This is a genomic window from Pantoea sp. X-Soil-TKNS-1280, assembly GCF_059730475.1.
In genome coordinates this window covers 484,582-502,611 of record NZ_AP035962.1, presented here as the reverse complement: position 1 = coordinate 502,611, position 18,030 = coordinate 484,582, and the positions used below count along the sequence as shown (strand labels likewise).

Sequence of the window (18,030 nt, the reverse complement as noted above, 5' to 3'; positions counted from 1 at the left end):
CTTACCCTATAAATCGCATCAGGAGCCAGCCATGCCTGAAGAAACTTCGCTATCACCTTGGTACAAAAGGCTGAATCGCCAGCAATGGAAAGCGTTCTGGGCCGCATGGATGGGTTATATGCTGGATGGTTTTGATTTCGTCATTATTACGTTAGTGCTGACGGAAATAATGGCGGAATTTAATGTCAGCACCGCGGAAGCGGCAGCGTTAATTTCTGCGGCTTTTATTTTGCGCTGGTTTGGCGGATTGGCCCTCGGTGCCATGGGCGACAAATACGGACGTAAAAGTGCGATGATCACCAGCATTATATTATTTGCTGGTGGCACCTTAGCCTGTGGTATTGCTCCCAACTATACCTGGATGTTTATCGCCCGCATTTTGGTGGGCATTGGTATGGCCGGAGAATATGGCACCAGCTCGGCTTATGCCATCGAAACCTGGCCGAAAGATATGCGTAACAAAGCCAGTGCCTTCCTCAACTCCGGCTTCTCGGCTGGCGCGATTCTCTCGGTGCTGGCGTACAGTTGGGTGGTACCGCTGTGGGGCTGGCGCTCGCTGTTTTACCTCGGCATCATCCCGGTGTTTTACGCCCTGTGGCTGCGCCGGGCCATCCCGGAAGCAGAAGAGTGGGCAGCGGCCAAAGCCAAAGCGGCAACACCGACAGAAACCATGGTGGATACGCTGTTTCGCGGACCAAATCGCCTGCGCAATACCCTCAACCTGCTGCTGGGTTTGCTGGCTGCGGCGGCGCTCTACTTCTGTTTTGATCATCAAACGTCCGGGCTAATGACAGCGGTGCTGGCCGTCATCACCGCCGCGATCTTTATCCGCTTTCTGATACAAAGCGGCGGGGATCGCTGGCCCACCAGCCTGATGCTCACCGTCACTATCGTCTGCGTGTTTCTCTACGGCTGGCCGATCCACGCACTGCTGCCGACCTACCTGAAAACCGAGCTGCATTATTCGCCGGAGGTGGTAGCACTGGTGTTCTCTTTTAGCCGCTTCGGCATGGGACTCGGCTGCTGCGTGGCAGGCATTGCCGCTGACCGCATCGGCACCCGCAAAACCTATGTCCTGAGCCTGCTGATTGCCCAGATGATCATCATCCCGGTATTTATGCTGAACGGCTCCAGCGTCTGGTTGCTGTGCCTGCTGATCTTCCTGCAACAGCTGTTTAGCCAGGGGGTCGGTGGCCTGCTGGCGAAGATGATCAGCGGCTACTTCGATACCGAACAACGCGCCGCTAACCTCAGCTTTATCTACAACATTGGTTCACTCGGCGGCGCGCTGGCACCGGTGCTGGGGGCGCTGATCGCCCAGCACGCGTCACTCGGCAGCGCCCTCGGCGGCCTGTCCTTCGGCCTGACCTTCGTGGTGATGCTGTTGATTGGTTTTGATATGCCTTCCCGTATGCAGCGCTGGCTGAAGCCACAGGCAGTGCGTCACTACGACACCGTCGATGGCACTCCACTTTCTGGTGCGTTCACCCGTGAAGAACGTGCCGCTGAACACCTTACCCCGATTAACTCAGGCAAACCCTGAAAGGAGACCCTATGACCGCAGGAAACCGTATTTATTTACGCCGCCCGAATGACGCTGAACCGCTGCTGGAGGCGTTTCGCACCCTGCCCGCCGCCGTCGTGGCGGATTGTATGAGCCGCCTGCCCGCGCTCGCGGCGGAGATCAACCTGAAAACCGCGCCAAAAAAACCGATTATGTGCGGACTGGCCGTCACGGTAAAAGCCCGCTCGGGCGATAACCTGATGCTGCATAAAGCCATGGATATTGCCGGTCGTAACGATGTGATTATCCTGTCGAATGAGGGCGATCGCAGTCAGTCACTGATGGGAGAAGTGATGGCGACGTATGCCAGACAGCGTGGCATGGAAGGCATTGTGCTGGATGGTCCGGTGCGTGATATCGAGGGTTTATCGCGTATGGATTTCCCGATCTACGCGGCAGGTGTCACGCCGGGTGGCCCGTTTAAAGATGGACCGGGCGAAATCAACGTGCCGATTGCCTGTGGCAAAATCCACGTCGCGCCGGGCGATATTATCCTTGGCGATGCCGACGGGGTGATTGTTGTTCCCCGCCAGGATGCGGCGCGCATTCTGGAAGATGCGCTGGCCTATTTACAGGTGGATGAGCGCAACTTTGAGCTGGCAAAAACCGGCTCGCTGGAGCGCGGCTGGCTGGATGAAACGCTACGTAATAAGCAGGTGGAAATCATCGACGATATCTACCGCTGACAGACTTTGCGCGATAAATCGCGCCGCTACTGGCCTGTAGCGACGTGATTTATCACGTTAAACCATCGCCAGTTTCCGCTGCCGCTGCTCGCGCCACACGGCAAAAATCCCCGCCAGCGCCACAATTGAGGCCCCCATTAGCGTGCTTTGCCCTGGCAGGCTGTCAAGGAACACGAAACCTACCACCATCGACCATACCAGCGTGGTGTAATCGAACGGCGCAAGCAGCGACGCATCGGCATAGCGCAGGCTGAGGGTCACCAGAATCTGTGCCATGCCGCCAAATAACCCGCAGCCAATCAGCAGTAACAGCTGTGTGCCGCCGGGCATCGTCCAGCCAAACAACGCGGTGGCGAGACCGATCATCGTGGTCATCAGCGAAAAATAGAACACAATCGCGCCCGGCTGTTCGATACCGTTGAGAAAACGAATTTGCACGTTGGAAACGGCGGTACACAGGGCGGCGACTAATGCGCACAGCACGCCAATCCCGGCGCTGGCGTGGGCCACGCTGCCGGAAAACAACGTCAGTTTAGAAGACAGCATAATCAGAATGCCGAAAAGTCCCACCACCACTGCCAGCCAGCGCGAAGCCCGCACCCGCTCTTTCAGCAACAGCGCCGCCATGATCACGGTAAATAAGGGAGCGGCATAGCTGAGTGCGGTGGCATCGGCCAGCGAGATATAAACCAGCGCCAGATAGTTGAAATACATGCCGCCGGTGCCGGAAAAGCCGCGAATCAAATGACCGAACAAATTACGCGTCTTCAGGCTTGCCAGCACGTTCCCCTGGATTTTCAGCCACAGCAGCAGGGGAAACAGCGCCACAAAACTGCGGAAAAAGATCACTTCACCAGTGGGAATGGTGCCATTCAGTCCCTTCACGCACGCCAGCATCAGAGTAGAACACAGCGCCGCCAATATCTTCAGTAATACGCCTAATCGGGCATTCATTGCTTTAACCTTACTCTCTCTCTGCCAGTCACCTGCCGGCAGGACAACGTGCCTACGTTAGGGAGAGAGCGGCGCGCGCGATAACACTATTTTGTTCTGCCTGAATAGCAATAACTTATCGCCAGCAGTCATAGCATTTCGCTATCGCGCGACAGGGTTTCCCTCTTATTCGCTTTAAAACAAAGCCGATATAGTCCGGGAAAAGTGAACATTTCCCGGCGCAGCCGCGATAACCATCATTGAGGGGCACCACATGACCATGAAAAGACGTACCACCATCGGGCTGGCGCTGCTGCCGCTGCTGGCTATCGCTTCCGCCCATGCTGATCTGATGGCAAACATTAAATCGAGCGGTGAACTCAAATGCGCGGTGTATTCCGATGTGCCACCCTTCTCCTCACCGGACCCGCAAACCCGTCAGCTGGCCGGTATGGATGTGGATTTGTGTCATGCGCTGGCAAAACAGATGGGCGTCAAACCCACGCTGGTGCCAACCTCGGTGGAAGCGCGTATCGCGGTGATCGCCACCGGCCGTGCTGATGTATTGATCGCCAACCTCGCCTACACCAAAACCCGTGGCAGCCAGATTCAGTTCAGTGACCCTTACTACGTCGCCAAAGAGATGTTGCTGGTGAAAGCGCCGCTGGCCGACAAGCCGCTCAGCTATTTCAAAGGTAAGCGCATCAGCGCCACCAAAGGCACCACCTCGGAACAGTCGATCTACCTGAAAGGGGCCAAAGCGGTGACTTTCCAGGATTCCGCCTCCGCCTTCCTGGCTGTTGAACAGAACAAAGCGCTGGGCTTTGTCACCAACACCATGACCGGCATCAAGATGATCACTCAGGCAAAAAAAGACGGTATCGACCTCGCGATGATCAAAGAGCCGATGGCACTGGAGCCGATTGGCATCGGCATGAAACGTGATGAACCCGCCCTGCTTGCCAGCGTGAACAGCGGCCTGAAAGCCATGGACGATGACGGCACCATCGACAAAATCTGGGACACCTGGATTGGGCCTAATACCGAATACAAAATGGTGCGTGAGGAACGCGTACAGCCGCTCGCCAGTCTGAAATTCGAACCGCTGGAATAACCCATGCCCGTGATGTCAAAAACGGCTATCCAGCCTGCCAGTGCCCCGGCGCTGGCAGGTGCCACCATTACCCTCTCCACCATTGGCGCGCGCGCCTGGCTGGTTGAAGCACCGGGGGGGTTTGATCTGCCCTCGCAGCGCCGCGTCTGGTCGCTGGCACGTCTGCTGGCAGGCGATGACGACGTCGAAGCGCTCATCCCCGGCGTCACCAATCTGCTGGTACTGTTTCGTCATATCCCAGCGGATGAAACCCTGGTGCGCGCCAGGTTACATGCGGCCTGGGAGCAGGCGCAGGCGGTGCATCCGCAGGGCAAACTGATTGAGATTCCGGTGGACTACGGCGGTGAACACGCTATCGATCTCGATGCGGTCTGCCGCCATACCGGCTTTAGCGCGCGCGAAGTGGTACGTCGTCATCATCAAAACGAATACACCGTGTTTGCGCTCGGCAGCGCGCCGGGCTTTGGCTATCTGCACGGGCTGGATCCCCAGCTGGCAACGCCGCGTAAAAAAGTCCCCTCCCTGAGTATGCTGAAAGGCACCGTCACCATCGGTGGCGCGCAGGCAGGGGTTTCGGCGCTGACCGGACCGAACGGCTGGAACGCCATCGGCTATGCCGAGCTGGAGGTGTTTGACCCGCTGGCGGATTCCCCGGCGCTGATGGCACCCGGCGACCGCATCCGCTTTCTGCCGCAGAGGATTGAGCTGTGATTGAGATTGAACAGAGCGGCGCGCTCAATACGGTGCAGGACCTGGGGCGTTTTCAATACCGCCATATGGGGGTGTCGGTCAGTGGCGTGATGGACCCGCTGGCGCTGCGCGCGGGGAATCTGCTGCTCGGCAACGACGAGAACGCTGCGGCAATTGAAGTGCAGCTGTTTCCGTTTCGCGTGCGCTTTTTGCAGGACACCAGTATCGCCGTCACCGGGGCCGACTGCCGCGCCACGCTGGACGGCAAGCCGCTGCCGCCCTGGTGGGGCTGCGGTGTGAAAGCCGGACAGGTGTTGGAGCTGCGTTATCCGCGCAGCGGTGCACGCGGTTATCTGTGCATCAGTGGCGGCATTGATGTGCCAATGGTACTGAATTCGCGCAGCACCGCGCTACGTGGCGCATTTGGCGGGCATCATGGCCGGGCATTGCAGCGCGGCGACCAGCTGGCACTCGGTACCGGAAGTGGCCCGGCCCTGCCTGCTTCCGGCATCGGCATTGAACCGCCGGAAAGCGCACTGCGCGCGCTGTTTCCCCGCAACAATGCGGGCGAGATCCAGCTACGCGCCATCCCGTCCGGGGAATATCACCTGTTTGCCGCCGATGCGGCCCGTTTCTGGCAGCAATCCTGGCAGATATCGAACCAAAGCAACCGCACCGGTTACCGGCTGGCAGGGGATCCGATCTTCCCGTCACAAACGGTGGAGATGCGATCGTACGGTCTGATCCCCGGCATCGTACAAGTACCGCCAGCGGGTGAACCGATCATTCAGCTGAGTGATGCCAACACCGCCGGGGGCTATCCCAAGATCGCCGGGGTGATCGAACAGGATCTGTGGCGACTCGGCCAGGTGCTGCCAGGCCAGTCGATCCAGTTAGTGAAAAGTGATGCGCGTGCAGCCATCGCCATCGAGCAGGAAATTGCGCACTGGCTCACCCGGCTGCGCCTGAGCTGCCTGCCGCTGCGCAAGGCCATCAGCGCTTAACCAGAGCAAGGACCCAATACCATGAAGATTGATGTGAATTCCGATATGGGAGAAGGCTTCGGCGTGTATCAGCTGTGCGATGATGCTGCGCTGATGAAAGTGGTGTCATCAGCCAATATCGCCTGCGGTTTTCATGCAGGCGATCCGGCGATCATGACCAAAATGGTCCGGCTGGCAAAGCAGCATGGCGTCGGCATTGGTGCGCATCCGGGCCTGCCGGATCGCCAGGGATTTGGCCGCCGTGAGCTGCCGTTTTCCGCTGACGAGATTTGCCAGCAGGTGGCCTATCAGCTGGGTGCGTTGATGGCGATCGCCCGCGCCGAAGGCACAACAGTGGCGCATTTAAGCTTCCATGCCGCGATGGGTAATATCGTCAATCGCGACGAAAAGCTGGCACAGCAGGTGATGGCGCTGGTAGCCCGCATCGACAGTTCGCTGATTATCTTCGCCCAGCCGGATACCATTATTGAACGCGCCGCGCAGGCGGCAGGATTAAAAACCCTGACGCTATTCCTCGCTGACCGCGCCTACGATGCCCAGGGGCGTCTGGTGCCACGCGGTGTGGCGGGTTCGGTAATTAACGAGGAAAGCGCGCTGCGCGCCAGGGTGCGGCAGTTTCTGCAACAGGGCACCGTCACCACTATCGAAGGTGAAGAACTGGCCGTGCGTGCGCGTTCGATTCTGGTCCACAGCGATACCCCCGGTTCGCTGGCACTCGCCAGCATTGTACGCAGCGAAGTGGAGGCCAGCGGCCACCAGGTAGCACCAGCGGCTGAGGTGGTAGCATAATTCACCAATAAAAACGGTCGCCCTGAAGCGACCGTTTTTTTATCCATCCCTCATCAGGCTTCACGGCAACCGGCACAAAACGCTGCGATACGGTCACAGCCGGTCTGTAAACGCTCCATGCTGGTGGCGTAGGAGAGACGAATAAACGGACTCATGCCATAGGCCGCCCCCTGAACCGTCACCACATGTTGTTCCTCAATCAAGGCCAGCACAAAATCCGCATCGTTATTGATGTGACGGCCACCGGCGCTGACTTTGCCGATATACCCATTGATATTCACAAACAGGTAAAACGCCCCCTGCGGTCGGTGACAACGCAGGCCATCGATCGAGGTCAAACGTTCCAGCACATAATCACGACGTTCGCGGTAGATACGTGCGCGTTCCTGCAATAAATCCTGCGGACCTTCCAGCACCGCAACCGCTGCCGCCTGGGTCAGGGTGGTGACGCCGCCGCTGTTCTGGGTGTTGACGTTACTCATCGCCTTAATCAGCGTTGCCGGGCCGCCACAGAAACCGAGACGCCAGCCGGTCATGGAATACGCTTTTGATACACCATTTACCGTCAGCACGCGGTCATACAGACGCGGTTCCACCTGCGCCAGGGTGTAAAAACGCACCTCGTCATAAATCAGGTGTTCGTAGATATCATCCGTCATGATCCACATCTGCGGGTGGCGCAGCAGTACCTCGCCCAGCGCCTGTAACTCCGCTTTGCTCGCCACGGAACCGGTCGGGTTGCCTGGGTAGTTAAGCAACAACCATTTGGTTTTGTCGGTAATCGCTGCGTCCAGCTGTTCCGGTAGCGGTTTGAAACCGTTTTCCTGGGCACAGGGCAGCGGCACCGGAATCCCCCCAGCGAGCTTCACGATGTCGGCATAGCTGATCCACGATGGCGTCGGGATCACCACTTCATCACCGGGATTAATGGTCGCCAGCATAGCGTTAAAGATGATCTGCTTGGCACCGCCTGCCGTCAGGATCTGGCTGATATCGTAATCCAGCTGGTTATCACGTTTGAATTTCCGCTGAATCGCCTGGCGCAGTGCCGGGGTGCCATCGGTGGGCGGGTAACGGGTATCTCCGGCGCGGGCCGCCGCGTAGGCCGCCTCGATGGCGTGATCCGGCGTCGGGAAGTCTGGCTCCCCGGTGGAAAGTGCCACAACATCAATCCCCTGCGCCGCGAGATCGCGTGCTTTCTGGGTCATGGCGACGGAGGCGGAAACAGTGACATTCTTGAGTCGATCGGCTATCTCGGGCATGGGGAACATTTCCTGATCTCAGGGTCAGCAGAAACGGCGCAGCACGCCGAAACGCGCAGGGCCAGCAAGGTTCTCTGAGGATAGGTTTTTGCCCGAAGCCACCGTTAATAGAGCTTTGTTGTGGTGATATAACACAAAACGATGACTGGAGCGGTCGCACACTTTGGCCGCAAATCCAGCGCTTTGCGCGGAAATGCGCGGCGGGTCACGCAGTTGCCGCCGCGGATATGTTAAAAAAGTGTTACTTTTAGTTGTTTTTACGCGCCATCCCGGCGCATCGCTGTCGTCAGCCATTGGTAACGCTGATGGGAAAACGCACCAAAATGGTGCGAAACACCCTGTCTGAACATTTGTTGAACAGGCAGGGAGTCAACTCAGCAAAAGCCTTAGGAGGCACACTGGCTGTACCCTCCTGTCTGAGTTCAATCACTAAACCTTATTCTGGCATCAACTTTGCTTGATGCTGATATGCGTTCCGCTGGAGGGAGTGACCATGAATCTTCGCCGTCTTAAATATTTTGTCAAAATTGTCGATGTCGGCAGTCTGACGCAGGCCGCCGATATTTTGCATATCGCCCAGCCTGCCCTGAGCCAGCAGCTGGCGACCCTGGAAGGGGAAGTGAATCAGCAACTGCTGATTCGTACCAAGCGCGGCGTCACGCCCACCGAAGCGGGTAAAACGCTCTATTCACATGCCCAGTCCATTTTGCGCCAGTGCGAACAGGCGCAAAGTGCGATTGATCGTGTCGGCGCGTCGCTTAGCGGCAGCGTCTCTGTCGGCCTGGCGCCGGGCACGGCGGCACAAAACCTGGCCCTGCCGCTGATGATGGAAGTGCAGCAGCAGCATCCCGGCATCGTGTTGTATTTCAATGAGAACTTCGGCACCACGCTGAGTGAGCTGATCATGAATGGCCGCATGGACATGGCGGTGATCTATGACCATCGCAACATCCACGGTCTGCGTTTTATGCCACTGATGAAGGAAGATCTGTGCTTCGTTTGCCCCTTCAGTCTCGCGAAACCGATGAAGGAGATCCGTCTGGCGGAAGTGGCGAAATACGATCTGTTCCTGCCGCGTATCTATAACATCATGCGCAAAGTGCTGGACGATGCCTTTGTGCAGAACAACCTGCAATATCAGGTGAAATGCGAAATCGAATCGCAAACCACCCTCAATGCAGCCCTCTCCGCCGGGCTGGGCGCGACCATCATGCCGGAGTCCGCCGCGCGGGCGATGCTGAAAAATGCCGATGCGTGGATGGCGAAGATTGTCGAACCGGATGTGCAGGCGTCGCTTTCCTTCTGCATGTCCGATCACCTGCCGCTGTCGCAACCGGCAGAAGCGGTGAAATCGATTCTGCTGTCGCTGATGTCACGCCGCAACGTTGAGAACCATCCCCTGACGCTGGTGGGATAAGCCTCGCTTATTACCGCAAAGCGAAACCCTCTTACTGCCCGTCTGACGAACGCGCTAAATTGACGGCATTCGCTGCCCGCTTCGGCGGGCTTTGTCGTCTTTTGCGTTCACGGGAACCTCATGGAAAAAACCACAATACCGCTGCCGACGCTGCGCGCTCTCGCGCGCCGGATGCGCCGCTCCGGGCTGAGCCGCCTGGAGCTGGGCGGTAAAGACTGGTCGGTACGACTGACTTTCGCCCCCTTACCCCCTGCTCCCCCGCCGGCCCCGGAGGTCATCCCGAGCAGCAGCACTCATGCTGTCACAGCAACGATGCCGGGCACTCTGCTGTTGCGCCATCCGCTCAGCCAGCAGAATTTTGTCCAGCCCGGCCAGCAGGTGCAACCCGAGGAGATAGTGGCACTGGTGCAGGTGGGGCCGCTGTATTTGCCCGTCATCAGCGCCACCGCTGGCCGGGTGGAAAATGTCACGGCAGACGGCGGCTCACCAGTGGAATACAACCAGGAAATCATGATAATTCATCAGGATAACCCCGCACTCCCGCGGTTATAAGGGTCGCTTATTGCCTCAAAATTTTTATGTCTTATCCCCGTATCACATAACTGCATAAAGTCAGAAAAAGATCAGAAACGCGCCACAGCCAACAGGCCCGGCGATGACAGGAGAGGCAAATGCCATTTTCAGATTACAAAACCGCACTGGTCACCGGCGCATCAGCCGGGATGGGTGAAGCGATTGTTGAACGTCTGTGCCAGGAAGGGATCACCGTTCACGCCGTAGCGCGCCGCAAAGAACAGCTGGCGGCGCTGGCGGAACGCACCGGCTGCATTCCACACGCGGTGGATGTCAGCGATCTCAGCGCGCTGACGGCGCTGTGCCAGGACCTGCAAATCGACATTCTGGTCAACAACGCCGGGTTGTCGCATCCGGGCTCGATTCTCGATGCCGATGAAAACGTGATTGAAACCCAGGTGGATGTGAACCTGCGCGCGGTGCTGCATCTGTGCCGTCTGTTGGTGCCGGGCATGGTGGCTCGCGATCGTGGCCATGTGTTCAACATCACCTCCATTGCCGCCATCTACAACTTTGGCGGTAACTCGGTGTATCACGCCACCAAAGCCGGGGTGCACGCCCTGTCGCGCCAGTTGCGCGTCGATTGTTATGGCAAGCGGGTGCGCATCACCGAAATCTGCCCGGGCCGCGTCGCGACCGACATCTTCGGCAATGTCTCGGGCGATCACGAAGATGCGCGTCGCCGTTTTATTGACGGCTTTGAGCTGCCGCAGGCAAAAGATATCGCTGACTGCGTCGCCTTCGCCCTGGCGGCACCGGTGGCGGTGAATATCGGCAATATCGAGATCACCCCAACGTTGCAGGTGCCAGGCGGCCTTTCCACCATGCGACCGGGCGACCGCGCCGAGTAAAGAGGTAAAACCATGGCACTCGATTTCAGCAGTGTGATAACCGGCCACTTCGGCCAGATGATCGTCGATGGAACGGTTGTCACCCTTGAACTGGCGTTGGGTGCCTGGCTGCTGGCAATGGTCCTCGCCATGCTGCTGGTGATCATCCGCCTGACCAATCAACGCATTGCCGTCGGGCTGGTGAAAGCCTATGTCTCGTATCACCGCAATGTGCCGACGCTGATTCAATTGATGATGTGGTATTTCGCTATTCCGACGCTGCTGCCGGAAGCGCTGCAAATGTGGATTAACGACTACAACGCCGAATTTCTGTTCTCGCTGGTGGCACTTGGCCTGTGCCAGGCCGCCTACTTCTCGGAAGATATCCGCAGCGGCCTGCGCGCCATCCCGGATGGGCAAAACGAAGCCGCGCGTGCGCTTGGCATGAGCTTTGTGCGCGCCATGTGGTCGGTGATCCTGCCGCAGGGCATTCGTAATGCGCTGCCATCGTTAATTAACCATACGGTGTTGCTGTTCAAAAACACCAGCCTGGCGATGGTGATTGGCGTGGCGGAACTGACTTATGTGACGCGCGACATCGAGAACCAGACCTTCCGCACCTTCGAGGCCTATTTTGTCGCCACCATTGGCTATCTGTTCTTCTCCCTGTTGCTGATGGGCCTTGGCGCGCTGCTGGCCCGCCGCTTTCAGCGCGTCTATGCGAGGTAATGGCGATGCTTGAGATGTTCACCATTTTGCATAACAACGGCATGCTGCTGTTAATGGGCCAGTACCCGAACGGGCCACTGGGCGGGGTGCTCTGTACCCTGTTGATCTCGCTGCTGGCAGTGCTGTTCGCCTTTCCGGTGGGGGTGCTGCTGGGGCTGGCGCGCCTGTCGCCATGGCGCTGGCTGAGCTGGCCCGCCACCTGCTGGGTCTATCTGCTGCGCGGTATCCCGCTGATGATGGTGGTGTTCTGGACCTACTTCTGTGTGCCGCTGCTGATTGGTCACAACATCAGTGGCTTCACCACCATGCTGTGTACGCTGGTGATTTATGAAAGCGCTTATATCGCCGAAATCGTCCGCGGCGGCATTCAGGCGTTGCCGCACGGCCAGTATGAGGCGGCGCGCGCACTCGGCATGGGGCATATCAAAACCCTGCGTCTGGTGATCCTGCCGCAGGCGCTGTTTAACACCCTGCCCAGCCTGGTCAGCCAGCTGGTGTCGATCATTAAAGACAGCACCCTCGGCTATGTGATTAACGTGCCGGAACTGACTTTCGCCGCCAACCAGGTGAGTAACCAGTTGCTGACCAAACCTTTCCAGGTGTTCGCCATCGTGGCGCTGAGCTACTACCTCATCTGCTTCAGTCTGACGTGGCTTGCCAACAAACTGGAAGCGCGACTCACGCAGAAACGTCGTCAGCCAATGGAAGCCCCTGGCGTGGCCCCGGCGGTAATGATGACTAAAACCCAATCACAGTAAGGAACGGCTATGCGACCGATGATTCTGTTTAATCAGGTCAACAAATGGTACGGCGCGTATCAGGCGCTGACCGACCTGAGTGCCGAGATCAATCCCGGCGAAGTGGTAGTGGTGTGCGGCCCATCCGGCTCCGGCAAATCGACGCTGATCCGCACCGTAAACCGACTGGAACCGATCGAATCCGGCCAGATTGTCTTTGATGGCATCGATATCCACGGCAGCAGCACGCGCCTCAACCAGCTGCGCACGCGTATTGGTTTTGTTTTCCAGAGTTTCAACCTGTTCCCGCATGTGTCGGTGGCAGAGAACATAATGATGTCGCCGATGAAGGTACTCGGGGTGAAACGTTCTGAAGCACGTCAGCAGGCGGGGGAGCTGCTGGAACGAGTAGGACTGTCACACAAGGCAGATGCCTGGCCGGCACAGCTGTCGGGCGGCCAGCAGCAACGTGTGGCGATTGCCCGGGCGCTGGCGATGAAACCGCCGGTGATGCTGTTTGATGAGCCGACATCAGCACTCGACCCGGAAATGGTCGGTGAAGTGTTGTCAGTGATGCGCGGCCTGGCGCAGGAAGGCATGACGATGATGTGTGTCACTCACGAGATGAATTTTGCCCGTGAAGTGGCCGACACCATCTGGTTTATGGATCAGGGCCAGATTCTGGAAAAAGCCACGCCGGAAAAATTCTTCACCCAACCGCAACACCCGCGCGCCCAGCGCTTTTTAAGTGATTTACGCTCCCATTGATTCAGGTTTGCGCGATTTATCGCGCAACACCTCGCAGCGATATAATTTCTGAAAAGTTATGATATTTTTGTGAAATTGACTCCCACCGTCCCAGCTTCACTTTAATTTTCAATCGACCTTAGTACACTCCCCCTCGCCTGTTCGCTATGTATAGCTACATACTTTAAGGGAATGAATGATGAGCGTAGGATCAGTTTCAGCTTCATACGGTACGGTTACTAATAATCCTGATATTCAGTGGCACTTTGTACAGTTAATAGGTGGCGGATACGAACCGATTGAAAAGAGTTATCACGTCGTCGATATTGGCATTTCATGCAGCAATGACGTCACTCTTAATAATTGCAAAATTGGCATTAAAAATACGAAACAGCATAGCTGGGAGGCCGTTTACTCACAGGATGGAAAAATAAAACTGAATAATTGTGAGGTAAAAGGCATTGTCTCTGCGCCAAATCATCTGACCGAGACTGAAAATTGTTTAATTGAAGGGAAAGTCAGTAGTTATAATGGCGCAATTCATCTGACAGCAACGGAAGTGCGCAGCCAGGACTACACCGATGTAAAACTGATGCCACAGTCCGGATTCAATGACTGGATGTGCCCGGTAAAAGATCGCGATGATGCGGTTTATCAATTTAACATGAATGATGTTGGTTATTATAAAGACCTTTTAAAACCTGTAATTGGAGGAGAGATTTTCTCCCACGTAGCGATTGAAAACATAGATAATAGTATACGATGCGAAAATGCATGCAAAATATATGGCGATGTAGCTATTCTTTTTTATGAGGATGGGTTTCCTGCAAGGAATATTGAAATCATCGGTTCCACAGTAGCCGGAAACCTCCTGAATCGTGCGGGCAATATCCTGGTGGAAAAAAGTAGCGCAAAAGCCGTATACAATAATATTGGCATGACAGAGATAAATGACTCCACGGTGGAATTTATTTATACCAGAGATAGCAATTCGCTTATCCACAACCATTCTGTTGTCAGGCAGGGGGGCATTCTGGGTGGTCAAAACCATGAAATCTTATCTTCAACGGTCCATGGTCCATTGAGACTACTGGGGCAAAACCTGAAGATGGGAAAGGAAGCCGTTGTTGATGAAATTTGTTTACCGCACCTGGATGAGGCCACCGGTTTTATTCCGCAGATTACCCTCGAAAGTGGCGCAACCCTGCATTCTCTGCTTACTAATGACTACCCGTGTCGTCTCGGCATTGAAGAAGGGGCCACCTTTACGCCATTGAACCATCCGGAAACTCTCCCTAAAAATCTGGAGATTTATTATTTTTAACCGCAACACCGCGCGATAAATCGCGCCGCTACGCACGGTTTGTAGCGGCGCAATTTATTGCGCGTACGAATGTTCGCTTCAGCAATTAACCCACACCGCACCGGCATCAGCCGACTGCACGCACTGCCCGACCCAGCGCACCCCCATCAGTCCTGCGTGCACATCGGGATACCAGAAATTCTCAAGGAAAGCCTGATCAGCACGGTCGGTGGCATCCATCGCCAGCGCAAAACGCCGATAGAGATTGGACCATGCTTCGAACAGCCCTTCAGGGTGACCGCCGCCAATACGATCCTCCTCTAACGCACGCCCGTACAAATATCCCATGCCGCGTTCCAGAATCTGCACCGGTTCGCCTTGTACTTCGTAACGCAGCTGATTCGGCTGTTCATCCCACCATTCCAGACTGGCCTTCTCGCCGATTACCCGTACCTTTTGGCCGTGCATCGAGCCACAATTCACCGCCGAGGCCCACATGGTACCCACCGCGCCGTTGTCATACTCCATCATCACAAAGGCGTTATCCTCCAGCGGTGCGCGGCTTTTGACGAAGCTCTGGCGACTGCACAACAGACGTTTGACCTTCAGTTTCGGCACCATAGTTTCAGCGATAAACAGCGGATGGGTAGCGAGATCCCCCAGCACATAACTGGGGCCAACAAAGCGCGGATCGACCCGCCATTTGGTGCTGGGGTTTTGCAGTTCCACCGCCTCGTTATGGAAACCGTGGGCAAACTGCATATTGATAATGCGAATCTCCCCCAGCAGGCCTTCGGCGATCATCTCCCGTGCCTGATGAATCAACTGATGACCGGCATAACCGTAAGTCACCCCGATGATTTTTTTCTTCTCTGCACAGAGTTTTTCCAGCTCATCAGCCTCAGCAACGGTGAAGCACAGCGGTTTTTCACACACCACATGCAGCCCGGCGTTTAACGCGGCACGGCAAATGGCGAAATGGGTGTTGTTAGGGGTAGCGATGGAGACCGCCTCGATACCGTCGGCGCGTGCCGCTTCAGCGGCAAACAGGGTTTCATAATCGGGATAGCAGCGATCTGGCGTCACGCCCAGCGCCACGCCAAAGGCCCGGCCACGTTCAGCGTCGATATCGAACGCTCCGGCCTGCAACACAAAATTGCCGTCACGCAGGGCAGCGGAACGATGAATGTAACCAATCTGGCTGGTGCCACCGCCGCCAACCATACCCCAACGCAGTGAACGATCGAGAGCTTTAGTGCCGTTAATCATGATGTTGTCCTCAGAATCCGACGGATTGCAGATAGTGCAGGCTGGCAGTGACATCGCGCAGGCTGGTGTCAGCATTGCGCGGGTCGCGCTCCTGTTCGATGGTGATCCAGCCCTGATAATTACGTTCCGCCAGGAAGGCGCGCACCGCCGGGTAATCAATCGCCCCTTTACCTATCGGGCACATCACCCCTTCAGCACAGGCGGCAAAGAAATCGACGCCCCGCGCAATGACATCCCGCCACACCGCCTCGTTAACGTCTTTGAAGTGCAGATAATCGATGCGATCCCAGTAGCGATTCAGCCAGGTAATCGGGTCCATGCCGGAGTAGTACAGATGGCCGGTATCGAGGCACAAACCGGCGACTTCGTGCGGAATATCCTGCACCAGCTGTTCCAGTTCATCGGCGAATTCAATGCAGCCACCGGCATGGGGATGGATCACCGCGCGTACGCCGTATTCCTGCCAGGCGATTTCGCTCAGGGTGGTGATGTGCTGCATCATGCGCTGCCAGTCGTCCGTTGCCAGACGCGGCGCTTTATCGGACTGACCGGCATATTTCGCCCGTTCGGCATTACCAAAATCGATAATTACCAGGTAGGGGGCCGGTTGGTTTACGCCGTGGGTTTTCTCTGCTGTCGGCACCTGGGACAGGTTGCGGCAGATGTTGTGCGTCAGCTCCACCATCGCCGGGAAATTGGCCGCGCTCACCAGGTCGTCAAACAGGGTACCCGCCACCAGTGACAGGTTGTGTAACTCCAGCTGCTGACGCAGTTCGCGGGCATCCACTGGCAGGTAGCTCCAGGGGCCAAGCTCAATGCTGCGGTAACCCGCCTGCGCCGCTTCACTCAGGACTTTTTGCCACGGTGGCAGGAAGGGATTTTTCGGATCATCAACGCCCCAGCTACAGGGCGCATTGGCAATATGAATAGTCATGATCGTTCCTTGCTGTGATTGATGGCGCAAGTATCAAATAAAAATTTCATCCTCAACAAGCATGAAACTTTCATTTTTTGATAGCGATCATGTTATTTATTATCATAAAAATGATAAATTTCTATCATTCATCTAAAAGCAGCGCGATAAATCGCACCGTTAGAGATTCTCGCGCGTCACAATATCGAACAGCAACGTCACCTGGGTGAAATGCTCATGGCCCCCGGCCTGCTGCTGTTGCAGCGTTTGTACCAGCGTCAGCGCCAGATCCTCAATGCGATGGCGCAACATCACCGTGATGGTGCCGTCAATCAAGGCCAGATCGCCATCGCTGACCGGGCCGTGGCAAATCAGCGCCACCCGCCGTTGCGGCTGTTCACGCAGAGCACGGATCACCCCTTCAACCCCACCGCATGGTGCAAAGATCAGAGCCAGATCAGCATGGTCATCCAGCAGGCGGCGCGTCGCCTGATAACCCCCCTCGATCGACTCATGGGTTTTTAACGGTTCCAGCACCCGGCGCGTGCTGTCCTGTTCGCGCAGGTAAGAACGGAAGCTGATCTCGCAGCTTTCCTGGCAGGTAAAACGGTGGTCGCCCACCAGCACGCCCACCGGGCCTGGCTGATGCAGCAGATGCGTTGCCATCCAGCCTGCGGTGCGCCCGGCTTTTTGGTTATCCAGCCCGAAATAACCCGCGTGACCACAGGGGGAGAAATTGGAAAACAACGCATAAACCTTCACCCCCTGGCGCGATACGCTTTCAATTGCCCGGCGGATCAGCGGATGGTCGAGCGCCACCAACCCAATGGCATCAACCTGTTTCGCCAGGGTATGCAGCGAGGCCACCACCGCATCAACATCATCAATGTCATGCCAGAAAAACTGCGGTTCGCTGCCTGCCGGGTGCAGCGGCTGCGCCTGTGCGCGCAGGGCATCGGTCAGCGACTGATAAAACGAATAGCTTTTTGCCAGCAGAATAAAACCCATACGCATCGAGACGGCGGACACCTGCTGCCCCGGATGCAGCAGAGGCATCAGATCCGCGCGATAACCCAGACGGTTCGCCGCCTCCAGCACCTTCTGTTCGGTGGCGGCGCGCACCGGCGCACGGCGATTAAGCACACGATCGACTGTTGCCACGCCGACACCGGCAGCAGCAGCGATGGCATTCATGGTGATTTTACTCATGCCAGATTTCCAGGATTAAATGATAGAAAAGTTATCAAAAATAATGCCTCAGCCACATCAAAAGTGCCAATGCTTCATGCTGGAGATCGCCATGTCTGATAGAGAATCTCTCATAACTTTGATCCCCTTCGCAAAAATGAAATGAATAATTTCACATCAATACCATTCGGAATAAATGTTTGATAATTATTTTAGCGATGACGCCTGACAACGGGTTGATGGATTTGCATCAGCAAAGCGTTAGAGCGGCCTGCTGCGCCT

19 protein-coding genes are annotated in these 18,030 nt (G+C 56.5%); 13 read left to right on the top strand and 6 right to left on the bottom strand.

Annotation, left to right across the window (positions count from 1 at the left end; all coding sequences use genetic code 11):
* Positions 1-31: 31 nt before the first annotated feature.
* Positions 32-1,543, top strand: a complete 1,512-nt coding sequence (locus tag AC6I8X_RS02270) for a sialate:H+ symport family MFS transporter (protein ID WP_497840489.1) — start codon at positions 32-34, stop codon at positions 1,541-1,543.
* A gap of 11 nt (positions 1,544-1,554) precedes the next feature.
* Positions 1,555-2,250, top strand: a complete 696-nt coding sequence (locus tag AC6I8X_RS02265; protein ID WP_299458026.1) for an RraA family protein — start codon at positions 1,555-1,557, stop codon at positions 2,248-2,250.
* A gap of 57 nt (positions 2,251-2,307) precedes the next feature.
* On the opposite strand, the gene AC6I8X_RS02260 is transcribed toward AC6I8X_RS02265, so the two are convergent.
* Positions 2,308-3,204 (bottom strand): DMT family transporter, encoded by an 897-nt coding sequence (locus tag AC6I8X_RS02260; RefSeq protein ID WP_313683069.1) that lies wholly within the window; start codon positions 3,202-3,204, stop codon positions 2,308-2,310.
* A gap of 253 nt (positions 3,205-3,457) precedes the next feature.
* Between AC6I8X_RS02260 and AC6I8X_RS02255 the strand changes: the two genes are divergently transcribed.
* From AC6I8X_RS02255 to AC6I8X_RS02240, 4 genes are read left to right on the top strand one after another with little or no spacing between them, the layout of a single operon-like run.
* Positions 3,458-4,297 (top strand): transporter substrate-binding domain-containing protein, encoded by an 840-nt coding sequence (locus AC6I8X_RS02255; protein WP_497840488.1) that lies wholly within the window; start codon positions 3,458-3,460, stop codon positions 4,295-4,297.
* 3 nt (positions 4,298-4,300) lie between these two features.
* Positions 4,301-5,008 carry a 5-oxoprolinase subunit PxpB gene (gene pxpB / locus AC6I8X_RS02250; protein ID WP_084871936.1) on the top strand — a complete coding sequence of 236 codons (708 nt, stop codon included), beginning with the start codon at positions 4,301-4,303 and terminating at the stop codon, positions 5,006-5,008.
* Complete coding sequence (locus AC6I8X_RS02245; protein ID WP_497840486.1) at positions 5,005-5,991, top strand: 5-oxoprolinase subunit C family protein; 987 nt, start codon at positions 5,005-5,007, stop codon at positions 5,989-5,991. Before pxpB ends, AC6I8X_RS02245 begins: the two co-directional genes overlap by 4 nt.
* A gap of 21 nt (positions 5,992-6,012) precedes the next feature.
* Complete coding sequence (locus tag AC6I8X_RS02240) at positions 6,013-6,780, top strand: 5-oxoprolinase subunit PxpA (protein WP_313683064.1); 768 nt, start codon at positions 6,013-6,015, stop codon at positions 6,778-6,780.
* A gap of 53 nt (positions 6,781-6,833) precedes the next feature.
* Here AC6I8X_RS02240 and AC6I8X_RS02235 read toward each other — a convergent pair whose 3' ends face one another.
* On the bottom strand, positions 6,834-8,042 hold the full coding sequence (locus AC6I8X_RS02235) for a pyridoxal phosphate-dependent aminotransferase (RefSeq protein WP_497840485.1): 1,209 nt from the start codon (positions 8,040-8,042) through the stop codon (positions 6,834-6,836).
* A 24-nt stretch (positions 8,043-8,066) separates the two neighbouring features.
* Positions 8,067-8,336 (bottom strand): hypothetical protein, encoded by a 270-nt coding sequence (locus AC6I8X_RS02230; RefSeq protein WP_313683061.1) that lies wholly within the window; start codon positions 8,334-8,336, stop codon positions 8,067-8,069.
* A gap of 199 nt (positions 8,337-8,535) precedes the next feature.
* Here AC6I8X_RS02230 and nac point away from each other — a divergent pair, with 199 nt between their 5' ends.
* The 7 genes from nac (at position 8,536) to AC6I8X_RS02195 (ending at position 14,399) form a co-directional block, all read left to right on the top strand.
* The gene (gene nac, locus AC6I8X_RS02225) at positions 8,536-9,459 is read left to right on the top strand and encodes a nitrogen assimilation transcriptional regulator NAC (RefSeq protein WP_299458040.1); all 924 of its coding nucleotides are present in this window, start codon (positions 8,536-8,538) and stop codon (positions 9,457-9,459) included.
* Between the two features lie 120 nt (positions 9,460-9,579).
* The gene (locus tag AC6I8X_RS02220; protein WP_497840483.1) at positions 9,580-10,011 is read left to right on the top strand and encodes an acetyl-CoA carboxylase biotin carboxyl carrier protein; all 432 of its coding nucleotides are present in this window, start codon (positions 9,580-9,582) and stop codon (positions 10,009-10,011) included.
* Positions 10,012-10,130: 119 nt separating this feature from the next.
* Entirely contained in the window at positions 10,131-10,883 is a 753-nt protein-coding gene (locus tag AC6I8X_RS02215) for an SDR family oxidoreductase (RefSeq protein WP_313683056.1), read from the top strand.
* A 12-nt stretch (positions 10,884-10,895) separates the two neighbouring features.
* Positions 10,896-11,591, top strand: coding sequence for an amino acid ABC transporter permease (locus tag AC6I8X_RS02210; RefSeq protein WP_313683054.1), 696 nt, complete (start codon positions 10,896-10,898; stop codon positions 11,589-11,591).
* 5 nt (positions 11,592-11,596) lie between these two features.
* Positions 11,597-12,349, top strand: a complete 753-nt coding sequence (locus tag AC6I8X_RS02205) for an amino acid ABC transporter permease (protein ID WP_313683052.1) — start codon at positions 11,597-11,599, stop codon at positions 12,347-12,349.
* 9 nt (positions 12,350-12,358) lie between these two features.
* Positions 12,359-13,096, top strand: coding sequence for an amino acid ABC transporter ATP-binding protein (locus AC6I8X_RS02200; protein ID WP_313683050.1), 738 nt, complete (start codon positions 12,359-12,361; stop codon positions 13,094-13,096).
* Between the two features lie 175 nt (positions 13,097-13,271).
* Positions 13,272-14,399: a hypothetical protein gene (locus AC6I8X_RS02195; RefSeq protein WP_497840481.1), complete on the top strand. Its 1,128-nt coding sequence runs from the start codon at positions 13,272-13,274 to the stop codon at positions 14,397-14,399.
* Positions 14,400-14,477: 78 nt separating this feature from the next.
* On the opposite strand, the gene AC6I8X_RS02190 is transcribed toward AC6I8X_RS02195, so the two are convergent.
* From AC6I8X_RS02190 to AC6I8X_RS02180, 3 genes are all read right to left on the bottom strand, one after another.
* A complete protein-coding gene (locus AC6I8X_RS02190) occupies positions 14,478-15,647 on the bottom strand; it encodes a Gfo/Idh/MocA family protein (RefSeq protein ID WP_313683046.1) in 1,170 nt (389 codons plus the stop codon).
* A gap of 10 nt (positions 15,648-15,657) precedes the next feature.
* On the bottom strand, positions 15,658-16,581 hold the full coding sequence (locus tag AC6I8X_RS02185; RefSeq protein ID WP_313683044.1) for a TIM barrel protein: 924 nt from the start codon (positions 16,579-16,581) through the stop codon (positions 15,658-15,660).
* Between the two features lie 159 nt (positions 16,582-16,740).
* Positions 16,741-17,769 (bottom strand): LacI family DNA-binding transcriptional regulator, encoded by a 1,029-nt coding sequence (locus AC6I8X_RS02180; protein WP_313683042.1) that lies wholly within the window; start codon positions 17,767-17,769, stop codon positions 16,741-16,743.
* Positions 17,770-18,030: the final 261 nt, after the last annotated feature.